We start from the raw sequence: 17,475 nt of genomic DNA, 5'->3' as shown, positions 1-17,475 counted from the left end.
CTGATGCCCTTTCTGCTCATCGACTTTCCCGCCTTCAAGCCGATCGCGATCGAGATCGGTCCGTTCGCGATCCGCTGGTATGCGCTGGCCTATATCAGCGGCATCGTGTTCGGCTGGCTCTATGCGCGCTCGCTGCTGAAGAGAGAGCGCCTGTGGGGCGGCCCCGCGCCGATGTCGCTGGTGCAGATCGACGACTTCATCCTGTGGGTCACGCTGGGCATCATTCTCGGCGGCCGCACCGGCTACGTGCTGTTCTACAATCTGCCCTTCTTCATCGATCACCCCGCCGCGATCTTCAAATTGTGGGAGGGCGGCATGTCCTTCCATGGCGGCTTCCTCGGCTGCGTCGTCGCGGTGATGTGGTTTGCCTATCGCAATCGCATCTCGATCCTGTCGCTTGGCGACATCACCACCGCAGTCGCCCCGATCGGGCTGCTGCTCGGGCGCATCGCCAATTTCATCAATGGCGAATTGTGGGGCCGCGCCACCGACCCCAGCCTGCCCTGGGCGATGATCTTCCCCAACGATCCGACGCAGCTGCCGCGCCATCCGAGCCAGCTCTATGAGGCCGGCATGGAGGGCATCCTGCTGTTCACCGTGCTCGCGATCATGATCCGTTTCGGCGCCCTGAAGCGGCCCGGCATGATCCTCGGCGCCTTCATCCTGATCTATGGCCTGACCCGCATCGCCGGCGAGCATTTTCGCGAGCCGGACGTCCAGCTCGGCTTCCTCTGGGGCGGATTAACCATGGGCATGCTGTTGTCGATCCCGATGCTTATTGTAGGCCTCATACTTATTGTATTGGCTATCAGGCGCGGCGCGCCGAAGCCCGCCGGGGCTATCAGTTAATTCCTTTCGAGAAGACAGACCGTGACCGAACAGCCGTTACTCAACGAGATCAGGGCGCTGATCAAATCCTCAGGGCCCATGCCGGTCTGGCGGTACATGGAACTGTGCCTGATGCATCCGCGCTATGGCTATTACGTCTCGCGCGATCCGCTCGGGCGCGAAGGCGACTTCACCACCGCGCCCGAGGTCAGCCAGATGTTCGGCGAGCTCCTGGGGCTGTGGACCGCCTCGGTGTGGAAGCAGATGGGCTCGCCGCAATTCCTGCGGCTGATCGAGCTCGGGCCTGGCCGCGGCACCATGATGGCGGATGCGCTGCGCGCACTGCGCGTGCTGCCGCCGCTCTACCAGGCGCTTCACGTCCACATGGTCGAGGTCAATCCCGTGCTGCGCGAGCGGCAGAGTGCGACGCTGGCGGGTGTGCGCAACATCGCCTGGCACGACAGCATCGACGACGTGCCGGAAGGCCCGAGCATCATCCTCGCCAACGAATATTTCGACGTGCTGCCGATCCGCCAGATGGTGAAGCGCGAGAACGGCTGGCACGAGCGCGTGATCGAGATCGATCCCAACGGCAAGCTTCAATTCGGCGCGGCCGCCGACCCGACGCCGCGCTTCGACGTGCTGCTGCCGCCTCTGGTGCGCGCCGCTCCCGTCGGCGCCGTGTTCGAATGGCGGCCCGACGGCGAGATCATGAAGCTCGCCACGCGCGTGCGCGACCAGGACGGCGCGGCGCTGATCATCGATTACGGCCATCTGCGCAGCGATGCCGGCGACACGTTCCAGGCGATCGCGCGCCACACCTTCACCGATCCCCTGAAGGCGCCGGGCCAGGCCGACGTCACCGCCCATGTCGACTTCCAGGCCCTGGCGCGCGCGGCCGAGGATGTCGGCGCCCGTGTGCACGGCCCGGTGACGCAGGGCGATTTCCTCAAGCGCGTCGGCATCGATACCCGCGCAGCTGCCCTGATGCAGAAGGCGACGCCTGAAGTCGCCACCGACATTTCGGTGGCGCTCAAGCGCCTGACCGATACCGGGCGCAGCGGCATGGGCTCGATGTTCAAGGTGCTCGGCATCTCCGAACCGCGGCTGACCGGCATCGCCGGCCTCAGCGATCTCGAACGGGCCGGAGGCGCCTCATGACGCTTGCTTCGTCGCTGCTGTCGGCCGTGCCCGGCCTGCGCCATGCCTTCTTCACCCGCGAGGGCGGTGTCTCAGGCGGGATTTATTCGGCGCTCAATGGCGGGCTCGGCTCCAACGACGATCCGGCGCATGTCGCGGAGAACCGCCGCCGCATGGCCGAGCATGTCGGCGTCGCCCCGGAGCGCTTCATCAGCCTGCACCAGATCCATTCGCCCGATGTTCTCGTTGCCGAAGCGCCGTGGCCGAGCGGGCCGCGGCCGAAAGGCGATGCGCTGGTCACGAAAACACCCGGCATCGCGCTCGGCGTCTCCACCGCCGATTGCGGTCCGGTGCTGTTCGTCGACCCCAACGCACGCGTGATCGGCGGCGCCCATGCCGGCTGGAAGGGCGCGCTGACCGGCGTGCTGGAACAGACGATCTCGGCGATGGAGAAGCTCGGCGCCACGCGCAGCGTCATCATCGCCGCGATCGGCCCCCTGATCCGGCAGGACAGCTACGAGGTCGGCAACGAATTCGTGGCGCGCTTCATCGAGGCGGACGCGGACAACGCCATGTTCTTCATCCCGTCGGTGCGCGCCGGACACGCGATGTTCGACCTCGCCGGCTTCATCCGGAAGCGGCTGGAAGCCGCCGGCATTCTGATGATCGACGATCTTGGCCTGGACACCTATGCCGACGAGCGCTTCTTCAGCTATCGCCGCTCGGTGCATCGCAAGGAGCCGGATTACGGCCGCCACATTCACGCGATCGCGCTCGAGGGTTAACAACGAATTCAGCCTAGTTCTTGCCGCAACCCATCAGGTTAGTCGCTGCATCTTTCGAATAATGGCGTTTCATTCTTTCCGCGAAGCCTTTTAGTCGGCAAATCAACGTACATTTGAGCTGGTGGAGGCGGCGGCGGCGGTCGGACCTCGAAACCTTCATCGACCTCGATCTTCTTCCAATCGTCGCGATGCGCGGAGAAAGTCCGATACTTGTCGCCGACCTTGAGCAGAACGATCTCCCAAACCTCGCCCGGCTGACGCCACCAGATCAGTGTCGTGCTGGGTGGAGAGTCCTGAACCGACACGATCTTGATCTTGTCGTCGGCAATACGCGTCGCCGAATAGATCGTGCTGATGAATGTCCTTACCTGCCCAGGTGTGAACGTCCCGATCACATTCCTTGTCGTCGGCGCTCCGGAGGACGACGCGATGTACGTCAATCGCGCGCCACAGCGGTTGTTCTCACAGGCCTGATACGGATCCCGTTTGCAATCAATTGACCAGGTACCGATCAGTCCGAAAGCGCGGATTGCCTCGGCCGCACTTTCTGCCGCCGCGGCCCGCCCCACGATGAGGCAGGCAACGATTACCCCCAAAGTCGCTCCCCTCATCGACAATTCCTCGGCCGGATCGGCCCAATGATGTGTCCTTCCTGCCCTAGACCTTAATCGATTTTAACGATATCGCTGCCCTCCATAATGAGGGACGCGTCATTCATCCTGGGCCGCGCGGGTTCGCGTGTGCTGGCGGTCATGCTGTTGGCAGCGGCGGTCGCGCTTGGCGGCTGCGCCGGCGGCGGCGGTGCCGCCAACTCCTATGCGATGGCGCCGAGTACCGGCTCAGGGGCGACCGTGGCCTTCGAATCGATCGACGGGCCGCCCCCGCAGGTGTTCGACCGCATGGTCGGCGTGCTCGATAGCGAATCCAAGCTGCGCAGCCTGTCCGTCGTCTCCCGCGAGGGGACGGCTGCCTATCGCGTGCGCAGTTACCTTTCCGCCCAAATCGTGCGCGGCAAGACCGTGATCGCCTGGGTCTGGGACGTCTACGACGCCAACCAGCAGCGGGCATTGCGCCTCTCCGGCGAGGAACTGACCGCCGCCAAGGGTGGCCGCGATCCCTGGGGCGCCGCCGACGACCTCGTACTGCGGAAGATCGCCCAGGCCGGATTCAGCGGACTTTCCAACATGATCAACGGAACCCCGGACGCGCCGGGCACTGTTCCCGGCTTGCGGGGCCCGGCGGTGGCCAGCGTGATCCCGGAGGCTCCGGCGGCCGAGATGCCGGCCTCCGCGCTCGGCTATGCCGAGCGATAACCCCCGCTAAACCACGGCCCCAAGTTGCCGCCAAACCGTTGGCCCGACTCAGGATTTCGGAGGGAAAACGTAGCATCCCGGGTTGCCATTGCAGCCCCCGGCCTGATATTTCCTCGCCCGTCATAACCGTGCTCCCAGTGGGTATTCTCTGATGTTGAACGTCGTATCCAGCAAAGCGCGGGAGGAAGCGTCCATGTCGGCCAAGAACGGCTCCATCAAGCTTGTCGCCGGCAACTCAAATCCGGCTCTCGCGCAGGCCATCGCGCAAGGCCTCGACCTGCCGCTGACCAAGGCGGTGGTACGGCGCTTCGCCGACATGGAGATCTTCGTCGAGATCCAGGAGAACGTCCGCGGCTCGGATGCCTTCGTCATCCAGTCGACCTCGTTCCCCGCCAACGACCATCTCATGGAACTGCTGATCATCACCGATGCGCTGCGCCGCTCCTCGGCACGCCGCATCACCGCGGTGCTGCCCTATTTCGGCTACGCCCGGCAGGACCGCAAATCGGGTTCGCGCACGCCGATCTCGGCCAAGCTCGTCGCCAACCTGATCACGCAGGCCGGCGTCGACCGCGTCATGACGCTCGACCTGCATGCCGGCCAGATCCAGGGCTTCTTCGATATCCCAACCGACAACCTCTACGCGGCGCCGCTGATGGTGCGCGACATCAAGGACAAGTTCGACCTCTCGAAGACGATGGTGATCTCGCCTGACGTCGGTGGCGTGGCGCGCGCACGTGGCCTTGCCAAGCGCATCAACACCCCGCTCGCGATCGTCGACAAGCGCCGCGAGAGGGCGGGCGAATCCGAGGTCATGAACGTGATCGGCGACGTCGCCGGCTACACCTGCATCCTGATCGACGACATCGTGGACTCCGGCGGCACGCTGGTGAACGCGGCCGACGCGCTGATCGCCAAGGGCGCCAAGGACGTCTACGCCTACATCACCCACGGCGTGCTCTCCGGCGGCGCGGCCGCCCGCATCGCGGGCTCGAAGCTGAAGGAGCTCGTGATCACCGACTCGATCCTGCCGACAGAGGCGGTGACCAAGGCTCCGAACATCCGCACGCTTCCGATAGCCAGCCTGATCTCGGACGCCATCGCGCGCACCGCAGCGGAAGAGTCGGTGTCGAGCCTGTTCGACTGATTTTTCTTCGCCTCTCCCCGCGTGCGGGGAGAGGCCGGAATTCAAGCGAAGCCTGAATTCCGGGTGAGGGGGACTCTCCGCGAGTCTCACTCTCACCGCCCCCGTGGAGACTCCCCCTCACCCCACCCTCTCCCCGCAAGCGGGGCGAGGGAGCGCGAGCGCCGTCCGTCCCTTACGACGCAGCCCCCCGGGTTGTTGCCAACGACCGCCCATGACATCATCCGGATACCGAGTCATCTCTGCCCCCGGGATTCCTGATGCCGCGCCGGAAATTTGCCTGGGAGAAGCTGTCGGATGACGAGTTGCTCAAGCAGCGCCTCTCCAGCCTGAGGGTTACGGTCAAAGGCACCTGGCTCGAGGACTGCGTCAGCACGCTCCATGAGGAGCTCGAAGAGCGGGGCATCCGGCTGCGACCGCACACATGGATCTCGAGCGAATGGTTCAGTCCGGGCGATGTGCCGGGCATCGCCATCCCCTTCTATCTCGCCCATCCCCGTCTGATGAAGCTCGAGAAGAAGATGATGTTCGACGTCGAGGGCGGAACCTGGCGCGAGTGCATGGGTATCCTCCGTCACGAGGCCGGCCATGCCGTGCAGCACGGCTATCAGCTGCAGCGCCGCCGGCGCTGGCAGCAGCTGTTCGGCCCGTCGTCGAAACACTACCCGCGCTACTACCGGCCCAATCCTGCCAGCAGGCGCTACGTCCAGCACCTCCGGCTGTGGTACGCGCAAAGCCATCCGGATGAAGACTTCGCCGAGACCTTCGCGGTGTGGCTGCGCCCACGCTCGAACTGGCGGACGCGATATGCCGGATGGCCGGCGCTGAAGAAGCTCGAATATGTCGACGAGCTGATGCACGAGATTGCGGGAAAGCGGCCGCTGATCACGACGCGGGAGCGTGTCGATACGCTGGGCCGGCTCAGCCAGACGCTCGAAGACCACTACAAGAAGAAGCAGGCGTTCTACGCCTTCACAGCGCCGAAGACCTACGACCGCGACCTCTCCCGGCTGTTTTCAGCCGATCCACGGCATCACCGCTCAAAGCCGGCTTCGGCCCTGATCAGGCGGCACCGCGCGCAGATCAGGCAACTGGTCGCGCGGTGGACGGGCGAGAACCAGCTCACGCTCGATGCCGTGCTCGATGATATGATCTCCCGCTGCCGTGAGCTCGACCTGCGCGCCGTCGGCCCCGAACAGAAGCTCGTTCTCGATTTCACCGTCCTCGTGACCGCCAAGACGATGCACGCGCTGTTTGGCCCGTCTCGGCGCAAATGGATCGCGCTATGAGACGCTCGCGCATTCTGGTGCTGATGCATCCGGACTTCATGCCTCCGGACTCCTCCGACGGATACACGCCGCAGGAAATCAACAACTGGAAGACGGAATACGACGTGGTGAGCACCTTGCGCGCGGCCGGCCACGAGGTTCGCGCTCTCGGTGCGCAGGATGAGATCAAGCCGATCCGCGAGGCGATCGAAGAATTCAAGCCCCACGTGGTCTTCACGCTGCTCGAGGAATTCCACAACAACGTCGCCTACGACCAGCACATCGCCAGCTATCTCGAGCTGATGAAGGTCCCTTATACCGGGTGCAATCCGCGCGGCCTGATCATGGCGCGCGGCAAGGATTTGTCCAAGACGCTGGTGCATCACCGCCGGATCGCAGCGCCGGCCTTCGCCGTCTTCCCGATGCGCCGCAAGGTGAAGCGCCCGACGCGCCTTGCGCTGCCGCTGATCGTCAAGAGCCTGAACATGGACGGGTCCTTCGGCATCTCGCAGGCCTCGATCGTCGATACCGACGAGAAGCTCGTGGAGCGCGTCGCCTTCATCCACGAGCGGGTCGAATCCGCCGCCATCGCCGAGCAGTTCATCGAGGGGCGCGAGCTTTATGTCGGCGTGCTCGGCAACAACCGGCTGCGCGTCCTGCCGGTTTGGGAACTGAAATTCGGCAGCATGGGCGGGCGCAGATCACGGCACATCGCCACGGAGAAAGCCAAGCACGACACCGACTATCAGGAGAAGCTCGGCATCGTCGACGGGCCGGCGAAGGACCTTGGGCCCGAAGTCACCGCGCGCATCCAGCGCGCCGCGAAGCGCATCTACCGGGCGCTTGGCCTTGACGGCTACGCACGCATCGATTTTCGTCTCGCCGCCGACGGCACGCCGTATTTCATCGAAGCCAATCCCAACCCCGAGATCGCCAAGAGCCAGGAGTTCGCCACGGCGGCTCAACATGCCGGGCTCAAATATCCGGATCTCCTGCAGCGCATCCTGACGCTGGGGATCAGCCGGGCCAAGGCGGGGGTGTCGTTGGGATGAGCTGCGTCAGCTTGCACGGATATCGTAGGGTGGGCAAAGGCGCGAAGCGCCGCGCCCACCGTCTTTGTTTGCGATAGAGAATGGTGGGCACGCTTACGCTTTGCCCACCCTACGCGACCTATTGCGCCTCGGCCTTCGCGCTCACCACGTCGGCAAATGACTTGAAGAACTCCCCCGCCAGCTTCGTCGCGGTCGAATTGATCAGCCGCGCTCCCAACTGCGCGAGCTTGCCGCCGATCTGCGCATCGACTTCGTATTGCAACACTGTCACGTCGGCACTCTCGGATTCCAGCCGCACCACCGCGCCACCCTTGGCGAAGCCAGCGACGCCGCCGGAGCCCTCTCCTGAGATACGGTAACTGTTAGGCGGATCGAAATCGGACAGCGTCACCTTGCCACTGAACGTCGCCTTCACCGGGCCGACCTTGAAGACCACCGTCGCGGTCATCTCGTTCGGCGCGGTCACCTCGAGCGACTGGCAGCCGGGGATGCACTGCTTCAGCACAGCAGGATCGTTCAGCGCCGCCCACACCTGCTCGCGTGAGGCGGGAATTCGCTGGCTGTCGTTCATCTGCATGATCGGTGTCTCACTCTCTGCTTGCTGTTTGATTGGCCGCGCGCTGGCCACGCCGGCGTTCCCTGGTGATCTCGGCGAGGATCGACATTGCGATCTCCTCCGGCGTGATAGCGCCGAGATCGAGGCCGGCCGGCGCCTTGAAATCATCGATCGCGGCGGCATTGGTGCCTTCCGCGAGAAGCTTGGCGCGCAACGAAGCCATCTTGCGGCGGCTGCCGACGAAGGCGTGGTAGTCGGCTTTGGTCGCGACCGCCGCGCGCAAGGCGGCCTCGTCGCCCTTGCCCTGCGTCGAGACGACGACGAAGCGCTTGGCGTCGTTGAGCTCGCCGAGCTGATAACCATCGATGACCGCGTCGGCGTCCGGCTGCGCCGTGAGATCGGCGGACGGCGCAGCAAACGTGACGTGATAGCCGAGCACGCGCGCCTGCGCCGCAAGTGACAGCGCCACCGGGCTTGCCCCGAGAATGACAAGCGAGGGATGCGGCAGCACCGGCTCGACGAAGATGTCCATCGTGCCCTTGCTCGGGCACATGTTGCTGGCGAAGCGAATGCCGTCGCGGCTCTCGCCTGCGCTGACGCCCAGCTCGGCCAGCAGGTTCTCCGGCTGCACCGAGACCATCCGCGGCTCGCCATCGGCGAGCGCCTCGCGCGCCGCCTTCAGCACCGCGCCCTTGGCGCAGCCCCCGCCGATCCAACCCGCGACGATGGTGCCGTCGGCGGCGATGATCGCCTTGGCGCCAGCCTTCGCCGCGGTCACCGACACCGTGCGCACCACCGTCGCGAGCACGAAGGCACGCTCGGCGGCCTTCATCTGAGCGACTACATCAAGCACTTCGACATGAGCGGTCATCGGAAGCCTCCTCAAAGCTTCGCCAGATAGGGTTCGAGCGCACGCAGGCTTTGCAGCGAATTCGCGGGCGCATAGAGATCGACATGCGGCAACGCAGCTCTTATGCCCCGCGCTTCGGGCGTGTAGCCTTCCCACGCCATCATCGGGTTGAGCCAGACAATGCGGCGACAGCGCCGGTGCAGCGCCGCCATCTCGCGGCCAAGCAATGCGGCATCGCCGGTCTCGTAGCCGTCGGACACGATCATCACGCAGCTGCGGGAATGGATTACGCGCGCGGCGTGCCAGCGATTGAAGGTTTGCAAGCACTCGCCGATCCTGGTGCCGCCGCCCGCGCCTTGCGCCATGATCGAGAGCCGGTCGAGCGCGCGGCCGGCATCCTTCTCCTTCATCGCATCGGAGACATAGGCGAGCCGCGTGTGGAACAGGAACGCCTCGGCCTCGCGGAACTGGTCGAGCACGCCGTGGATGAAGCGCAGGAAGACTGACGTGTACATGCTCATCGATCCAGAGGCATCGAGCAGCACGACGAGCCGCAGCGGCTTGTCCTTGCGCTGGCGTTTCACCAGGCTAATCGGCACGCCGCCATGGCTGATGTTGCGGTGGATGGTGCGGCGGAGATCGAGCCGGTAGCCGCGCCGGCGCGCGAAATCGCGCCGGGTCAGCCGCGTGCGCATTGCCTTGGCGAGGCGCGCGGCGGCCTCATGGGCCTGCGCGACCTGATCGGGATCGCTCAGCTTTCGGAAATCGACCTCGGCAAGATTGTCGGCGCGTGAAGCACCTTCCATGCGGCCCTCGCCGGAACGGCCTTCCGGCGCGTCGTCGGAGGACGGAAGCTGGTCTACGGCGGACTGGTTACTGCCCTGCTCCGCCGCGGCGTCCTGCAAGCTCTTCAGCGATGGGTTGCTGGCGCCCGGCGCGGATCCAATCGTACGGGAGCGCGAGCGCACGCGCTTGCCCAACCAGAACGCGTCGAACAACCCGTCGAACTTGTCCCAGTCGGACTTGCGCGCCGAGAACAGGTGCTTGAACGCCGCGCGCAGCAGACCCGGCCGCGCCGCATAGCCCGATGACATCAGCGTCGCCGCATCCTGCCCCTCGGCAAGCCCGACGCGAAAGCCGGCCTCGCGCAGCGTGCGCAGGAACGCCGCAAGCTTCGCGGAGACGAGGCGCGAGACCTCGTTGAGGTCATCATATCCGGGGCTGGAGCCACAGCAGCTCATGCGACCTTTCCCAGCAGGCGCTGCGTCACCTCTGGCGTGACACGGGCGCGGTCTTCGTGAGTCTTCAACAGGCAGACGAGCGTCTCATGCACAGTCTCGGGCGCGTCGTGAAGATTGGTTACGTCGAGGCCGACGAGAGCTGCCGCCCAATCCAGCGTCTCCGCGACACCGGGGACTTTTCGCAGCTCCTCCTTGCGCACACCCTCGACCATGCGCGCGATCTGGAGCGACAGCGACGGGCTGGCGCCCATGACGCGCGCCAGGATGATGCGGGTCTCGCGGTCGACGTCGGGATAGTCGACATAATGATAGAGGCAGCGCCGGCGCAGCGCGTCGGAGAGCTCGCGCGTGCCGTTCGAGGTCAGCACGACATGCGGGATGGTGATTGCGGGAATGGTGCCGAGCTCGGGGATCGAGACCTGGAAGTCGGACAGCAATTCCAGCAGGAAGGCCTCGAACTCGTCGTCGGCCCGGTCGATCTCGTCGATGAGCAGCACCGGTGCCTGCGCGCGGCGGATCGCGGCGAGCAAAGGACGCTCGAGCAGATATTTCTCCGAGAACACCTGATCCTCGATGCTATCAGTCCCTCGATGCGCCTGGATCGCCAGCAATTGCCGCTGGTAGTTCCACTCATAGAGCGCGGCGGACTGGTCGAGGCCCTCATAGCATTGCAGCCGGATCAGCTCGGTCACGTGCACTTTTGCAAGTGCCTTTGCCACTTCCGTCTTGCCGACGCCCGCCTCGCCTTCGAGCAGCAGCGGACGCCGCAGCAATTGCATCAGCGAGATCGCGGTCGCAAGGTCCGCATCGGCGATATACCCCGATGCGGCCAGTGCTTGCGCGATCTCGTCGCGGCCTTTCATCGCTACGCTACCGCCCCGAGATCTTTTGCCGCCTTCCAGTTGCGCCAGAAATCGTGCGGCATCTGGATGTGCGTGGAGCCTAGGAACGAGAACGCGTCGTTGACGGCATTGGAGAAGGCCGGCACGCCGCCGACATTCGGGCTCTCGCCGACGCCCTTGGCACCGATCGGGTGATGCGGCGACGGGGTGACGGTGAAGTCGGTCTCCCAATGCGGCGTCTCGACCGCGGTCGGCATGAAAAAATCCATGAACGAGCCGGTGACCACATTGCCAACCTCGTCGTAGCGGATCTCCTGGCCCATCGCGATGGCGAAGGCCTCGGTAAGGCCGCCATGCACCTGGCCCTCGATGATCATCGGGTTGATGCGGGTGCCGCAATCGTCCAGCGCATAGAAGCGCCGGACCTTGTACACGCCGGTATCGACGTCGATGTCCATCACGCAGAGATAGGCGCCGAACGGATAGGTCATGTTGGGCGGATCATAATAACTGACCGCTTCCAGCCCCGGCTCCATGCCCGGAGGCACCGAGTTGTAGGCCGCCCAGCAGATGTCTTTCATCGACATGAACTTCTCCGGTAGGCCCTTCACCCGGAAGCCGTCGATGTCGAATTCGAGATCGTCCTCGTGGACCTCGAGCTTGTAGGCTGCGATCATCTGCGCCTTGGCCTTGATCTTTCGCGCCGCCATTGCAATCGCGGCGCCCGCCACCGGTGTGGAGCGCGAACCATAGGTGCCGAGCCCGTAAGGTGCGGTGTCGGTGTTGCCCTCTTCCACCATGATGTTGTCGGCGGGAATGCCGATCTCGGTCGCGATGATCTGCGCCCAGGTGGTCTCGTGGCCCTGGCCCTGGCTCTTGGTGCCCATGCGCGCGATGCCGGCACCGGTCGGATGCATGCGGATCTCGCAGGAATCGAACATGGCGATGCCGAGGATGTCGCAGTTCTTCGACGGGCCGGCACCGACGATCTCGGTGAAGAAGGAGATGCCGAGCCCCATGATCTCGCGGGTCCCCCCCCCCCGCGCGAACGCGGCACGCTTCTCCGCCTGCTCCTTCCGGAGCGCGGCGTAGCCGGTCGTCTCCATCATCTTGCGCATGGCGGTGTGGTAGTCGCCGGAATCGTATTCCCAGCCGAGCGCCGAGTGATAGGGGAACTGCTCCGGCTTGATGAAGTTCTTCAGCCGGAGTTCAGCGGGGTCCATGTTGAGCTTTTGCGCCAGAATATCCATGGCGCGCTCGATGCAGTAGGCGGCCTCCGTGACGCGGAACGAGCAGCGGTAGGCGACGCCGCCCGGCGCCTTGTTGGTGTAGACGCCATCGACAGCGAGATGCGCGGTCGGGAAGTCATAGGATCCCGTGACGATGTTGAAGAAGCCGGCCGGCCATTTCGACGGGTCGGCGCAGGCATCGAACGCGCCGTGATCGGCGAGCACGTGCACACGCAGGCCCGTCACCTTGCCGTCCTTGGTCGCGGCGACCTCGGTTGTCATGTGATAGTCGCGCGCGAACGAGGTCGCGGTGAGGTTCTCGATGCGGTCCTCGACCCATTTTACCGGTTTGCCGGTGACGATGGAGGCTACGGCCGCGCAGATGTAGCCGGGATAGGCGCCGACCTTGTTGCCGAAGCCACCGCCGATGTCGGGCGCGATGACGTGGATCTTGTGCTCCGGCAGCTTGGCGATCAGCGCCACCACCGTGCGGATCACGTGCGGGGCCTGGAACGTGCCGTAGATCGTCAGCTCGCCCTTGATCTTGTCGAAGGAGCAGACGCACTGGCAGGTTTCCAGCGGCGATGGATGGGTGCGGTGGTAGGAGATCATCTCCTTGATCTTGACCTCGGCCTTGTTGAAGGCCGCGTCGGTCAATTCCTTGTCGCCGACGGTCCACTCGAAGATGTGGTTGTCGTGCTTGCGCGGACCATGCGCGCCGGACATCTTGCCGACGAGATCCTCGCGCAGCACCGGCGCGTTCGCGTCCATCGCCTTGAAGGGATCGACCAGTGGCGGCAGCGGCTCGTATTCGACGATGACCGCGTTGATGCCGTCATCGGCCGCATAGCGGTCGGTGGCGACAACGAAGGCGACCTCCTGATTTTGAAACAGCACCTTGCCGTCGGCCAGAACCATCTGCACGTCGCCGGCCAAGGTCGGCATCCAGGCGAGGTTCACGGTCTTCAGCGTCTCCGCGGTGATGACCGCGAGCACGCCGGGCACCTTTAGCGCCGCGCTGTCGTCGATCTTCTTGACGCGCGCATGCGGATGCGGCGAGCGGACGAAGTCGCCGTGCAGCATGCCGGGCAGCTTGACGTCGTCGACGTAATTGCCCTTGCCCTGGGTGAAGCGGATATCCTCGACGCGCTTGCGCTTGCAGCCCATGCCTTCGAGTGCCGCGGTGCGTTGTTCCCGCGTGGGAGTGAGGTCGTTCATTCTGCGGCCTCCTGGAATTCCACGCCGTTGATTTTGGCGGCGGCGTATTGAATGGCTTTGACGATGTTCTGGTAGCCGGTGCAGCGGCAGATGTTGCCGGAGATGCCCATCCGGATTTCCGGCTCGCTCGGCGAGGGATTTTCCTTCAGCAGCCGATGCGCGCGGACGATCATGCCGGGCGTGCAGAAGCCGCATTGCAGGCCGTGCATCATGCGGAAACCTTCCTGCAAGGCCGACAGCGTGCCGTCGGCGTTGGCCATGCCTTCGATCGTGGTGATGTCACTGCCATCGGCCTGCACCGCAAACATGGTGCAGGATTTCACCGACATGCCGTCGATATCGACGGTGCAGGCGCCGCAATGCGTCGTCTCGCAGCCGATATGGGTGCCGGTCATCTGCAGATTCTCGCGGATGAAATGCACCAGCAGCGTGCGCGGCTCGACGAGGCCTTCGACCTCGGCGCCGTTCACCTTCATGGTGACGTGTGTTTTAGCCATCGATCCCCCTCCCTTACTTCGCGACAGCGGCGGCGCGCTGAAGCGCGCGCGTCACCATGATGCCGCCGACATGTTTTCGGTATTCGACCGGGCCGCGGGCATCCGCAGCTGGCGCCATGATCGCTGCGGCCGCAGCGGCGGCCTTCTTCAACGTCGCCGCATCGAGGCTGGTGCCAATCACGGCCTTGGCGGCATCGGCAGCCAGCAGCGGCGTCTCGTGGACGTTGGTGAGCCCGATCGCGCAGGTCGCGACCTTGCCGCCGGACATGGTGAGAACCACGGCGGCGGCGGCGGTGGCGTAGTCACCGACCTTGCGCTTGAGTTTTTCGTAGGCGTAGCCGTGGCCGGCCGCGGGCACGGGAACCGAGACGGAGGTCAGGATCTCGCCGGGCTCGAGCGCGGTGAAATAGGCGCCCTGATAGAAGTCGGCCGCGGGAACATCGCGGGAGCCACCCGGGCCTTCGAGCCGGTAGCTCGCCCCCAAGGTCATCATCAGCGCCGGCATGTCATTGCCGGGATCGCCATTGGCGACATTGCCGCCGATCGTCCCGCGGTAGCGCACCTGCGGGTCGGCGATCAGCAGTGCCGCTTCATGCAGGATCGGCATCGACTTGGCGACGTCGTCCGAGGCCAGCAGCTCGTGCTGGGTAGTCATCGCGCCGATGACCAGATTGTTGCCGTCGCGGCTGATGCCCTTGAGGGCGGCGATGCCGTGCAGGTCGATCAGATGGGCGGGGGTGGCGAGCCGAAGCTTCATCATCGGCACCAGACTGTGCCCGCCGGCCAGCGGCCGGGCATCCTCGCCAAGGTCTGCCAAGAGCTTGACGGCATCGGCGACACTCGCCGGCCGGTGATAGCTGAATGAGCCTGGGATCATCATCTCCTCCTCGTCGTCCTCTGGCGCGTGACGGCGCGGACGTTGGAGGGGACGGTCACTCCGAGAGGGGCGCCCCGCAATCATTCGGGCACGGAACAGCGGATTTCGCACGAGTTGCGGCGGGGAACGCACGAATTGCGTCAGGTTTGGCGACGTATGGCGCGGCGGCCACTTACCCTCCCCTGGAGGGGGAGGGTCGACCGCGCGAAGCACGGGCGGGGTGGGGTGATCTCTCCACTCGGGGAGTATTCATCGCGGAGGGACCGTCACCCCACCCCGCTCCGCACTACGCTCCGCTCCATGCGAAGCGACCCTCCCCCTCCAGGGGAGGGTAAGAAAGAACGCGCCTCCCGGGCGGCCCGACTCTATGCGTGCCGCCGGTTCGCCAGCCCCAGCCGCGCCTTTACCTCGGCGATCTTCGCCCGGCTCACGGGCACCCGGTGCGGCGACGGGCCGTCGAGCTCGAGCACGGCGCCATCCCCCTCTTTCCGGACCAGCGCGACATGGGGGATCGCGACGATATGGCTGCGGTGCACCCGCAGGAACAGCGAGGGATCGAGCTGGGCCTCGGCCTCCGAGATCGACCAGGGGCACAGTCGCTCGCGGGTGCCGTCGTGAACACGGGTGTAGTGCGCGTCGGCCCGGACGCTGCGGACATTGGCCGTCTCGATGAAGTGCGTGCCGTCGGCGCTCTCGACCGGCAACCGGGGAACCGGCGCGCGGGGCGGCTGGCCGAGACCGCCGAGCGGGGCCACCGGGCGCGGAGCTGCGGCCGGCGCAGCGATCAGTTCGATGGCGGCCACCGCGACCGGCGAAGCAACCGGTTCGGCGGCAACAGAGGTCGAAGTCTGACGCCGCTGGTCGGGAACCAGCGACAGCAGGAAGCCGGCTGCGATGACGAAGCACAGCACCGCAACGATGATCGACAGGATTTGTTGCGACGCGGCAAGACCGCCGCCGGCGTGTTGATGCGCCGCACCGGTCAGCGGCTCGAAATGCATGCCCAGCATCGCGGTGTAATGCATGCTGGAGACGGCGACGCCAAAAACAATCGAGCTGACGATCAGCCGGACGCCCTCCTGCTGCGCCAGGAAGGCGCGCAGGCCGCCATAGGCCGTGACGATTGCGACCACGACCGAGAGCAGCACCATGGTCCGGTCGTGGACGATACTGAAATGACCGGCGAGGCCGTGGATGCCGACATAATGCATGCTGGCGATGCCGACGCCGAGCAAAACGGCCGACGAGGCCACTCGCTTCAGGGATGGCTCGCCGATCGAGACAAAGAACAAGGAGATGCCGACCACCAGCGCGCAGATCAGGAACGAGATGATGGTGGGAAGAACGAGATAGACCGTGTCCGGCGGCAGCGGCGCGGCCAGCATGCCGACGAAATGCATGGTCCAGATGCCGACGGCCAGAAACGCGGCCGCACCCGCGAGCAGAACGCGGTTGCTGACGCCGGGCGTGTTGCGGATGCGAGCAGCAAGCGCAAAGCCGGTATAGCCACCCAGACTCGCGACCGCCACAGAGAGCGCGACGAGATAGGGATCGTGTCCTTCGAACATGATCTTGTCGGCCGTCCGTCTCCACGGCACGGCCTCCTCCCGCCGCCGACTTTATAGGGACGGCGACGGGATTGACAATCAGCGGCGTGTGAGCGGACGGCTACACAATGCCCGCCGCGACCTGACCGCGCAGGCGCTCCAGGCCGAGCAATGTCTCGGCACAGGCTGCGGCGACCTCGACGCCCTTGATCGCAAAATGCCTGCGGAAGAAATCGTAGTGCACCTCGGTCTCGTGGAATTGCTGCGGCGTCAGCACCGCCGAGAACACCGGCACCTCGGTGCGCAGCTGCACGTCCATCAGCGCCTTGATCACGGTGTCGGCGACGAACTCGTGGCGGTAGATGCCGCCGTCGACGACGAGGCCCGCCGCGACGATCGCGGTGTAGCGCCGCGTCTTGGCGAGGATCTGCGCATGCAGCGGGATCTCGAACGAGCCCGGCACCTCGAACACGTCGACATGATTGAGGTGACGCGCGGCTGCCTCCTTCACGAAGGCGATGCGGGCCTCCTCGACCACGTCGCGGTGCCAGCAGGCCTGCACGAAGGCCACCCGCTGCGGTTTGGCGAAGCGCGGATGCTCGGGTGCCGGATCCTGCGGAACCGGCGGTTGGGTGACTTCGGAAGTTTCGGTTTGGGGGTCTTGCAACATCTGATTCATGGCTTTCCTTCAAAGGACCAGAATCAGGGCATACGGAACGACAAGCAGCCGCACCTTGCGATGCGTCTGCCACCGACCGTTCTCTTTCATCCGGACTTTAACCGTCGGCTTCGGAGTTGCACCGAATCTGCTGACCCTTCCCTTCGGCAAAATTCCTTTTCAGGAAGATCCTTGGGGGAAGGCGCTCGCGGGCTTGGGCCTTGCGACCCTTACCGCCGGTGGGGACTTTCACCCCGCCCTGAGAACATCGGCCGCCCGGGATGAACGGCCTGACCGGAAATATGACGCCACCCGGCGGCCGCAGCAAGCGCGTTCCGCATGAAAAACCGCATGGTCCCATGCCGCCATGACGGGTGTGGCCTCGCCCGGCGGAATTAACGATTGGCGCGCCATCGGCGAATCCGATTCC

The 17,475-nt window shown here is 65.1% G+C and carries 17 protein-coding genes and 1 riboswitch; of the genes, 7 read left to right on the top strand and 10 right to left on the bottom strand.

All coding sequences use genetic code 11. The features are described from left to right. Positions 1-3 precede the first annotated feature (3 nt). Genes lgt through pgeF form a run of 3 tightly spaced genes read left to right on the top strand, consistent with a single transcriptional unit; the run spans position 4 to position 2,753 of the window. Positions 4-849 (top strand): prolipoprotein diacylglyceryl transferase, encoded by an 846-nt coding sequence (gene lgt, locus J4G43_RS08685; RefSeq protein WP_208084538.1) that lies wholly within the window; start codon positions 4-6, stop codon positions 847-849. Between the two features lie 21 nt (positions 850-870). Next, the gene (locus J4G43_RS08680) at positions 871-1,989 is read left to right on the top strand and encodes a class I SAM-dependent methyltransferase (protein WP_085398494.1); all 1,119 of its coding nucleotides are present in this window, start codon (positions 871-873) and stop codon (positions 1,987-1,989) included. Next, positions 1,986-2,753, top strand: coding sequence for a peptidoglycan editing factor PgeF (gene pgeF, locus J4G43_RS08675; RefSeq protein ID WP_208084537.1), 768 nt, complete (start codon positions 1,986-1,988; stop codon positions 2,751-2,753). Before J4G43_RS08680 ends, pgeF begins: the two co-directional genes overlap by 4 nt. Positions 2,754-2,791: 38 nt before the next feature. On the opposite strand, the gene J4G43_RS08670 is transcribed toward pgeF, so the two are convergent. After that, the gene (locus J4G43_RS08670; protein ID WP_208084536.1) at positions 2,792-3,364 is read right to left on the bottom strand and encodes a hypothetical protein; all 573 of its coding nucleotides are present in this window, start codon (positions 3,362-3,364) and stop codon (positions 2,792-2,794) included. A gap of 87 nt (positions 3,365-3,451) precedes the next feature. On the opposite strand from J4G43_RS08670, the gene J4G43_RS08665 reads away from it, so the two are divergent. The 4 genes from J4G43_RS08665 to J4G43_RS08650 all read left to right on the top strand — a co-directional run bounded on the left by J4G43_RS08665 (position 3,452) and on the right by J4G43_RS08650 (position 7,530). Continuing rightward, positions 3,452-4,066, top strand: coding sequence for a hypothetical protein (locus J4G43_RS08665; protein WP_208084535.1), 615 nt, complete (start codon positions 3,452-3,454; stop codon positions 4,064-4,066). A gap of 193 nt (positions 4,067-4,259) precedes the next feature. Then, the gene (locus tag J4G43_RS08660; protein ID WP_028151562.1) at positions 4,260-5,213 is read left to right on the top strand and encodes a ribose-phosphate pyrophosphokinase; all 954 of its coding nucleotides are present in this window, start codon (positions 4,260-4,262) and stop codon (positions 5,211-5,213) included. A gap of 257 nt (positions 5,214-5,470) precedes the next feature. Next, positions 5,471-6,499, top strand: coding sequence for a putative zinc-binding metallopeptidase (locus tag J4G43_RS08655; protein ID WP_063985560.1), 1,029 nt, complete (start codon positions 5,471-5,473; stop codon positions 6,497-6,499). Continuing rightward, positions 6,496-7,530: a D-alanine--D-alanine ligase family protein gene (locus J4G43_RS08650; RefSeq protein WP_208084534.1), complete on the top strand. Its 1,035-nt coding sequence runs from the start codon at positions 6,496-6,498 to the stop codon at positions 7,528-7,530. The genes J4G43_RS08655 and J4G43_RS08650 overlap by 4 nt, the downstream gene beginning before the upstream one ends. A 118-nt stretch (positions 7,531-7,648) precedes the next feature. On the opposite strand, the gene J4G43_RS08645 is transcribed toward J4G43_RS08650, so the two are convergent. The 9 genes from J4G43_RS08645 to J4G43_RS08605 form a co-directional block, all read right to left on the bottom strand. After that, the gene (locus J4G43_RS08645; protein ID WP_208089270.1) at positions 7,649-8,107 is read right to left on the bottom strand and encodes an SRPBCC family protein; all 459 of its coding nucleotides are present in this window, start codon (positions 8,105-8,107) and stop codon (positions 7,649-7,651) included. Positions 8,108-8,117: 10 nt separating this feature from the next. Beyond that, a complete protein-coding gene (locus J4G43_RS08640) occupies positions 8,118-8,957 on the bottom strand; it encodes an XdhC family protein (protein ID WP_208084532.1) in 840 nt (279 codons plus the stop codon). Positions 8,958-8,968: 11 nt separating this feature from the next. Further along, positions 8,969-10,177, bottom strand: a complete 1,209-nt coding sequence (locus J4G43_RS08635; protein WP_208084531.1) for a vWA domain-containing protein — start codon at positions 10,175-10,177, stop codon at positions 8,969-8,971. Then, positions 10,174-11,040, bottom strand: a complete 867-nt coding sequence (locus J4G43_RS08630; protein WP_208084530.1) for an AAA family ATPase — start codon at positions 11,038-11,040, stop codon at positions 10,174-10,176. Before J4G43_RS08630 ends, J4G43_RS08635 begins: the two co-directional genes overlap by 4 nt. 2 nt (positions 11,041-11,042) lie before the next feature. Beyond that, on the bottom strand, positions 11,043-13,466 hold the full coding sequence (locus tag J4G43_RS08625) for an aerobic carbon-monoxide dehydrogenase large subunit (protein ID WP_208084529.1): 2,424 nt from the start codon (positions 13,464-13,466) through the stop codon (positions 11,043-11,045). Then, the gene (locus J4G43_RS08620; RefSeq protein WP_063985567.1) at positions 13,463-13,963 is read right to left on the bottom strand and encodes a (2Fe-2S)-binding protein; all 501 of its coding nucleotides are present in this window, start codon (positions 13,961-13,963) and stop codon (positions 13,463-13,465) included. Before J4G43_RS08620 ends, J4G43_RS08625 begins: the two co-directional genes overlap by 4 nt. A gap of 13 nt (positions 13,964-13,976) precedes the next feature. Next, complete coding sequence (locus J4G43_RS08615) at positions 13,977-14,840, bottom strand: FAD binding domain-containing protein (RefSeq protein ID WP_208084528.1); 864 nt, start codon at positions 14,838-14,840, stop codon at positions 13,977-13,979. Between the two features lie 365 nt (positions 14,841-15,205). Then, the gene (locus J4G43_RS08610; protein WP_208089269.1) at positions 15,206-16,408 is read right to left on the bottom strand and encodes an MHYT domain-containing protein; all 1,203 of its coding nucleotides are present in this window, start codon (positions 16,406-16,408) and stop codon (positions 15,206-15,208) included. Between the two features lie 100 nt (positions 16,409-16,508). Continuing rightward, the gene (locus J4G43_RS08605; protein WP_071909551.1) at positions 16,509-17,066 is read right to left on the bottom strand and encodes a 6,7-dimethyl-8-ribityllumazine synthase; all 558 of its coding nucleotides are present in this window, start codon (positions 17,064-17,066) and stop codon (positions 16,509-16,511) included. Positions 17,067-17,140: 74 nt separating this feature from the next. Further along, positions 17,141-17,316, bottom strand: a riboswitch (FMN riboswitch). Positions 17,317-17,475 lie beyond the last annotated feature (159 nt).

This window comes from Bradyrhizobium barranii subsp. barranii (genome assembly GCF_017565645.3).
Classification (GTDB): Bacteria; Pseudomonadota; Alphaproteobacteria; order Rhizobiales; family Xanthobacteraceae; genus Bradyrhizobium; species Bradyrhizobium barranii.
This window is presented reverse-complemented; position numbering and strand designations above follow the sequence as displayed.

Coding starts and splice junctions, on each gene's coding strand:
- lgt (WP_208084538.1), top strand. CDS start 4: ATGCCCTTTCTGCTCATCGACTTTCCCGCCTTCAAGCCGATCGCGATC.
- pgeF (WP_208084537.1), top strand. CDS start 1,986: ATGACGCTTGCTTCGTCGCTGCTGTCGGCCGTGCCCGGCCTGCGCCAT.
- J4G43_RS08670 (WP_208084536.1), bottom strand. CDS start 3,364: ATGAGGGGAGCGACTTTGGGGGTAATCGTTGCCTGCCTCATCGTGGGG.
- J4G43_RS08665 (WP_208084535.1), top strand. CDS start 3,452: ATGAGGGACGCGTCATTCATCCTGGGCCGCGCGGGTTCGCGTGTGCTG.
- J4G43_RS08660 (WP_028151562.1), top strand. CDS start 4,260: ATGTCGGCCAAGAACGGCTCCATCAAGCTTGTCGCCGGCAACTCAAAT.
- J4G43_RS08655 (WP_063985560.1), top strand. CDS start 5,471: ATGCCGCGCCGGAAATTTGCCTGGGAGAAGCTGTCGGATGACGAGTTG.
- J4G43_RS08650 (WP_208084534.1), top strand. CDS start 6,496: ATGAGACGCTCGCGCATTCTGGTGCTGATGCATCCGGACTTCATGCCT.
- J4G43_RS08645 (WP_208089270.1), bottom strand. CDS start 8,107: ATGCAGATGAACGACAGCCAGCGAATTCCCGCCTCACGCGAGCAGGTG.
- J4G43_RS08640 (WP_208084532.1), bottom strand. CDS start 8,957: ATGACCGCTCATGTCGAAGTGCTTGATGTAGTCGCTCAGATGAAGGCC.
- J4G43_RS08635 (WP_208084531.1), bottom strand. CDS start 10,177: ATGAGCTGCTGTGGCTCCAGCCCCGGATATGATGACCTCAACGAGGTC.
- J4G43_RS08630 (WP_208084530.1), bottom strand. CDS start 11,040: ATGAAAGGCCGCGACGAGATCGCGCAAGCACTGGCCGCATCGGGGTAT.
- J4G43_RS08625 (WP_208084529.1), bottom strand. CDS start 13,466: ATGAACGACCTCACTCCCACGCGGGAACAACGCACCGCGGCACTCGAA.
- J4G43_RS08620 (WP_063985567.1), bottom strand. CDS start 13,963: ATGGCTAAAACACACGTCACCATGAAGGTGAACGGCGCCGAGGTCGAA.
- J4G43_RS08615 (WP_208084528.1), bottom strand. CDS start 14,840: ATGATCCCAGGCTCATTCAGCTATCACCGGCCGGCGAGTGTCGCCGAT.
- J4G43_RS08610 (WP_208089269.1), bottom strand. CDS start 16,408: ATGTTCGAAGGACACGATCCCTATCTCGTCGCGCTCTCTGTGGCGGTC.
- J4G43_RS08605 (WP_071909551.1), bottom strand. CDS start 17,066: ATGAATCAGATGTTGCAAGACCCCCAAACCGAAACTTCCGAAGTCACC.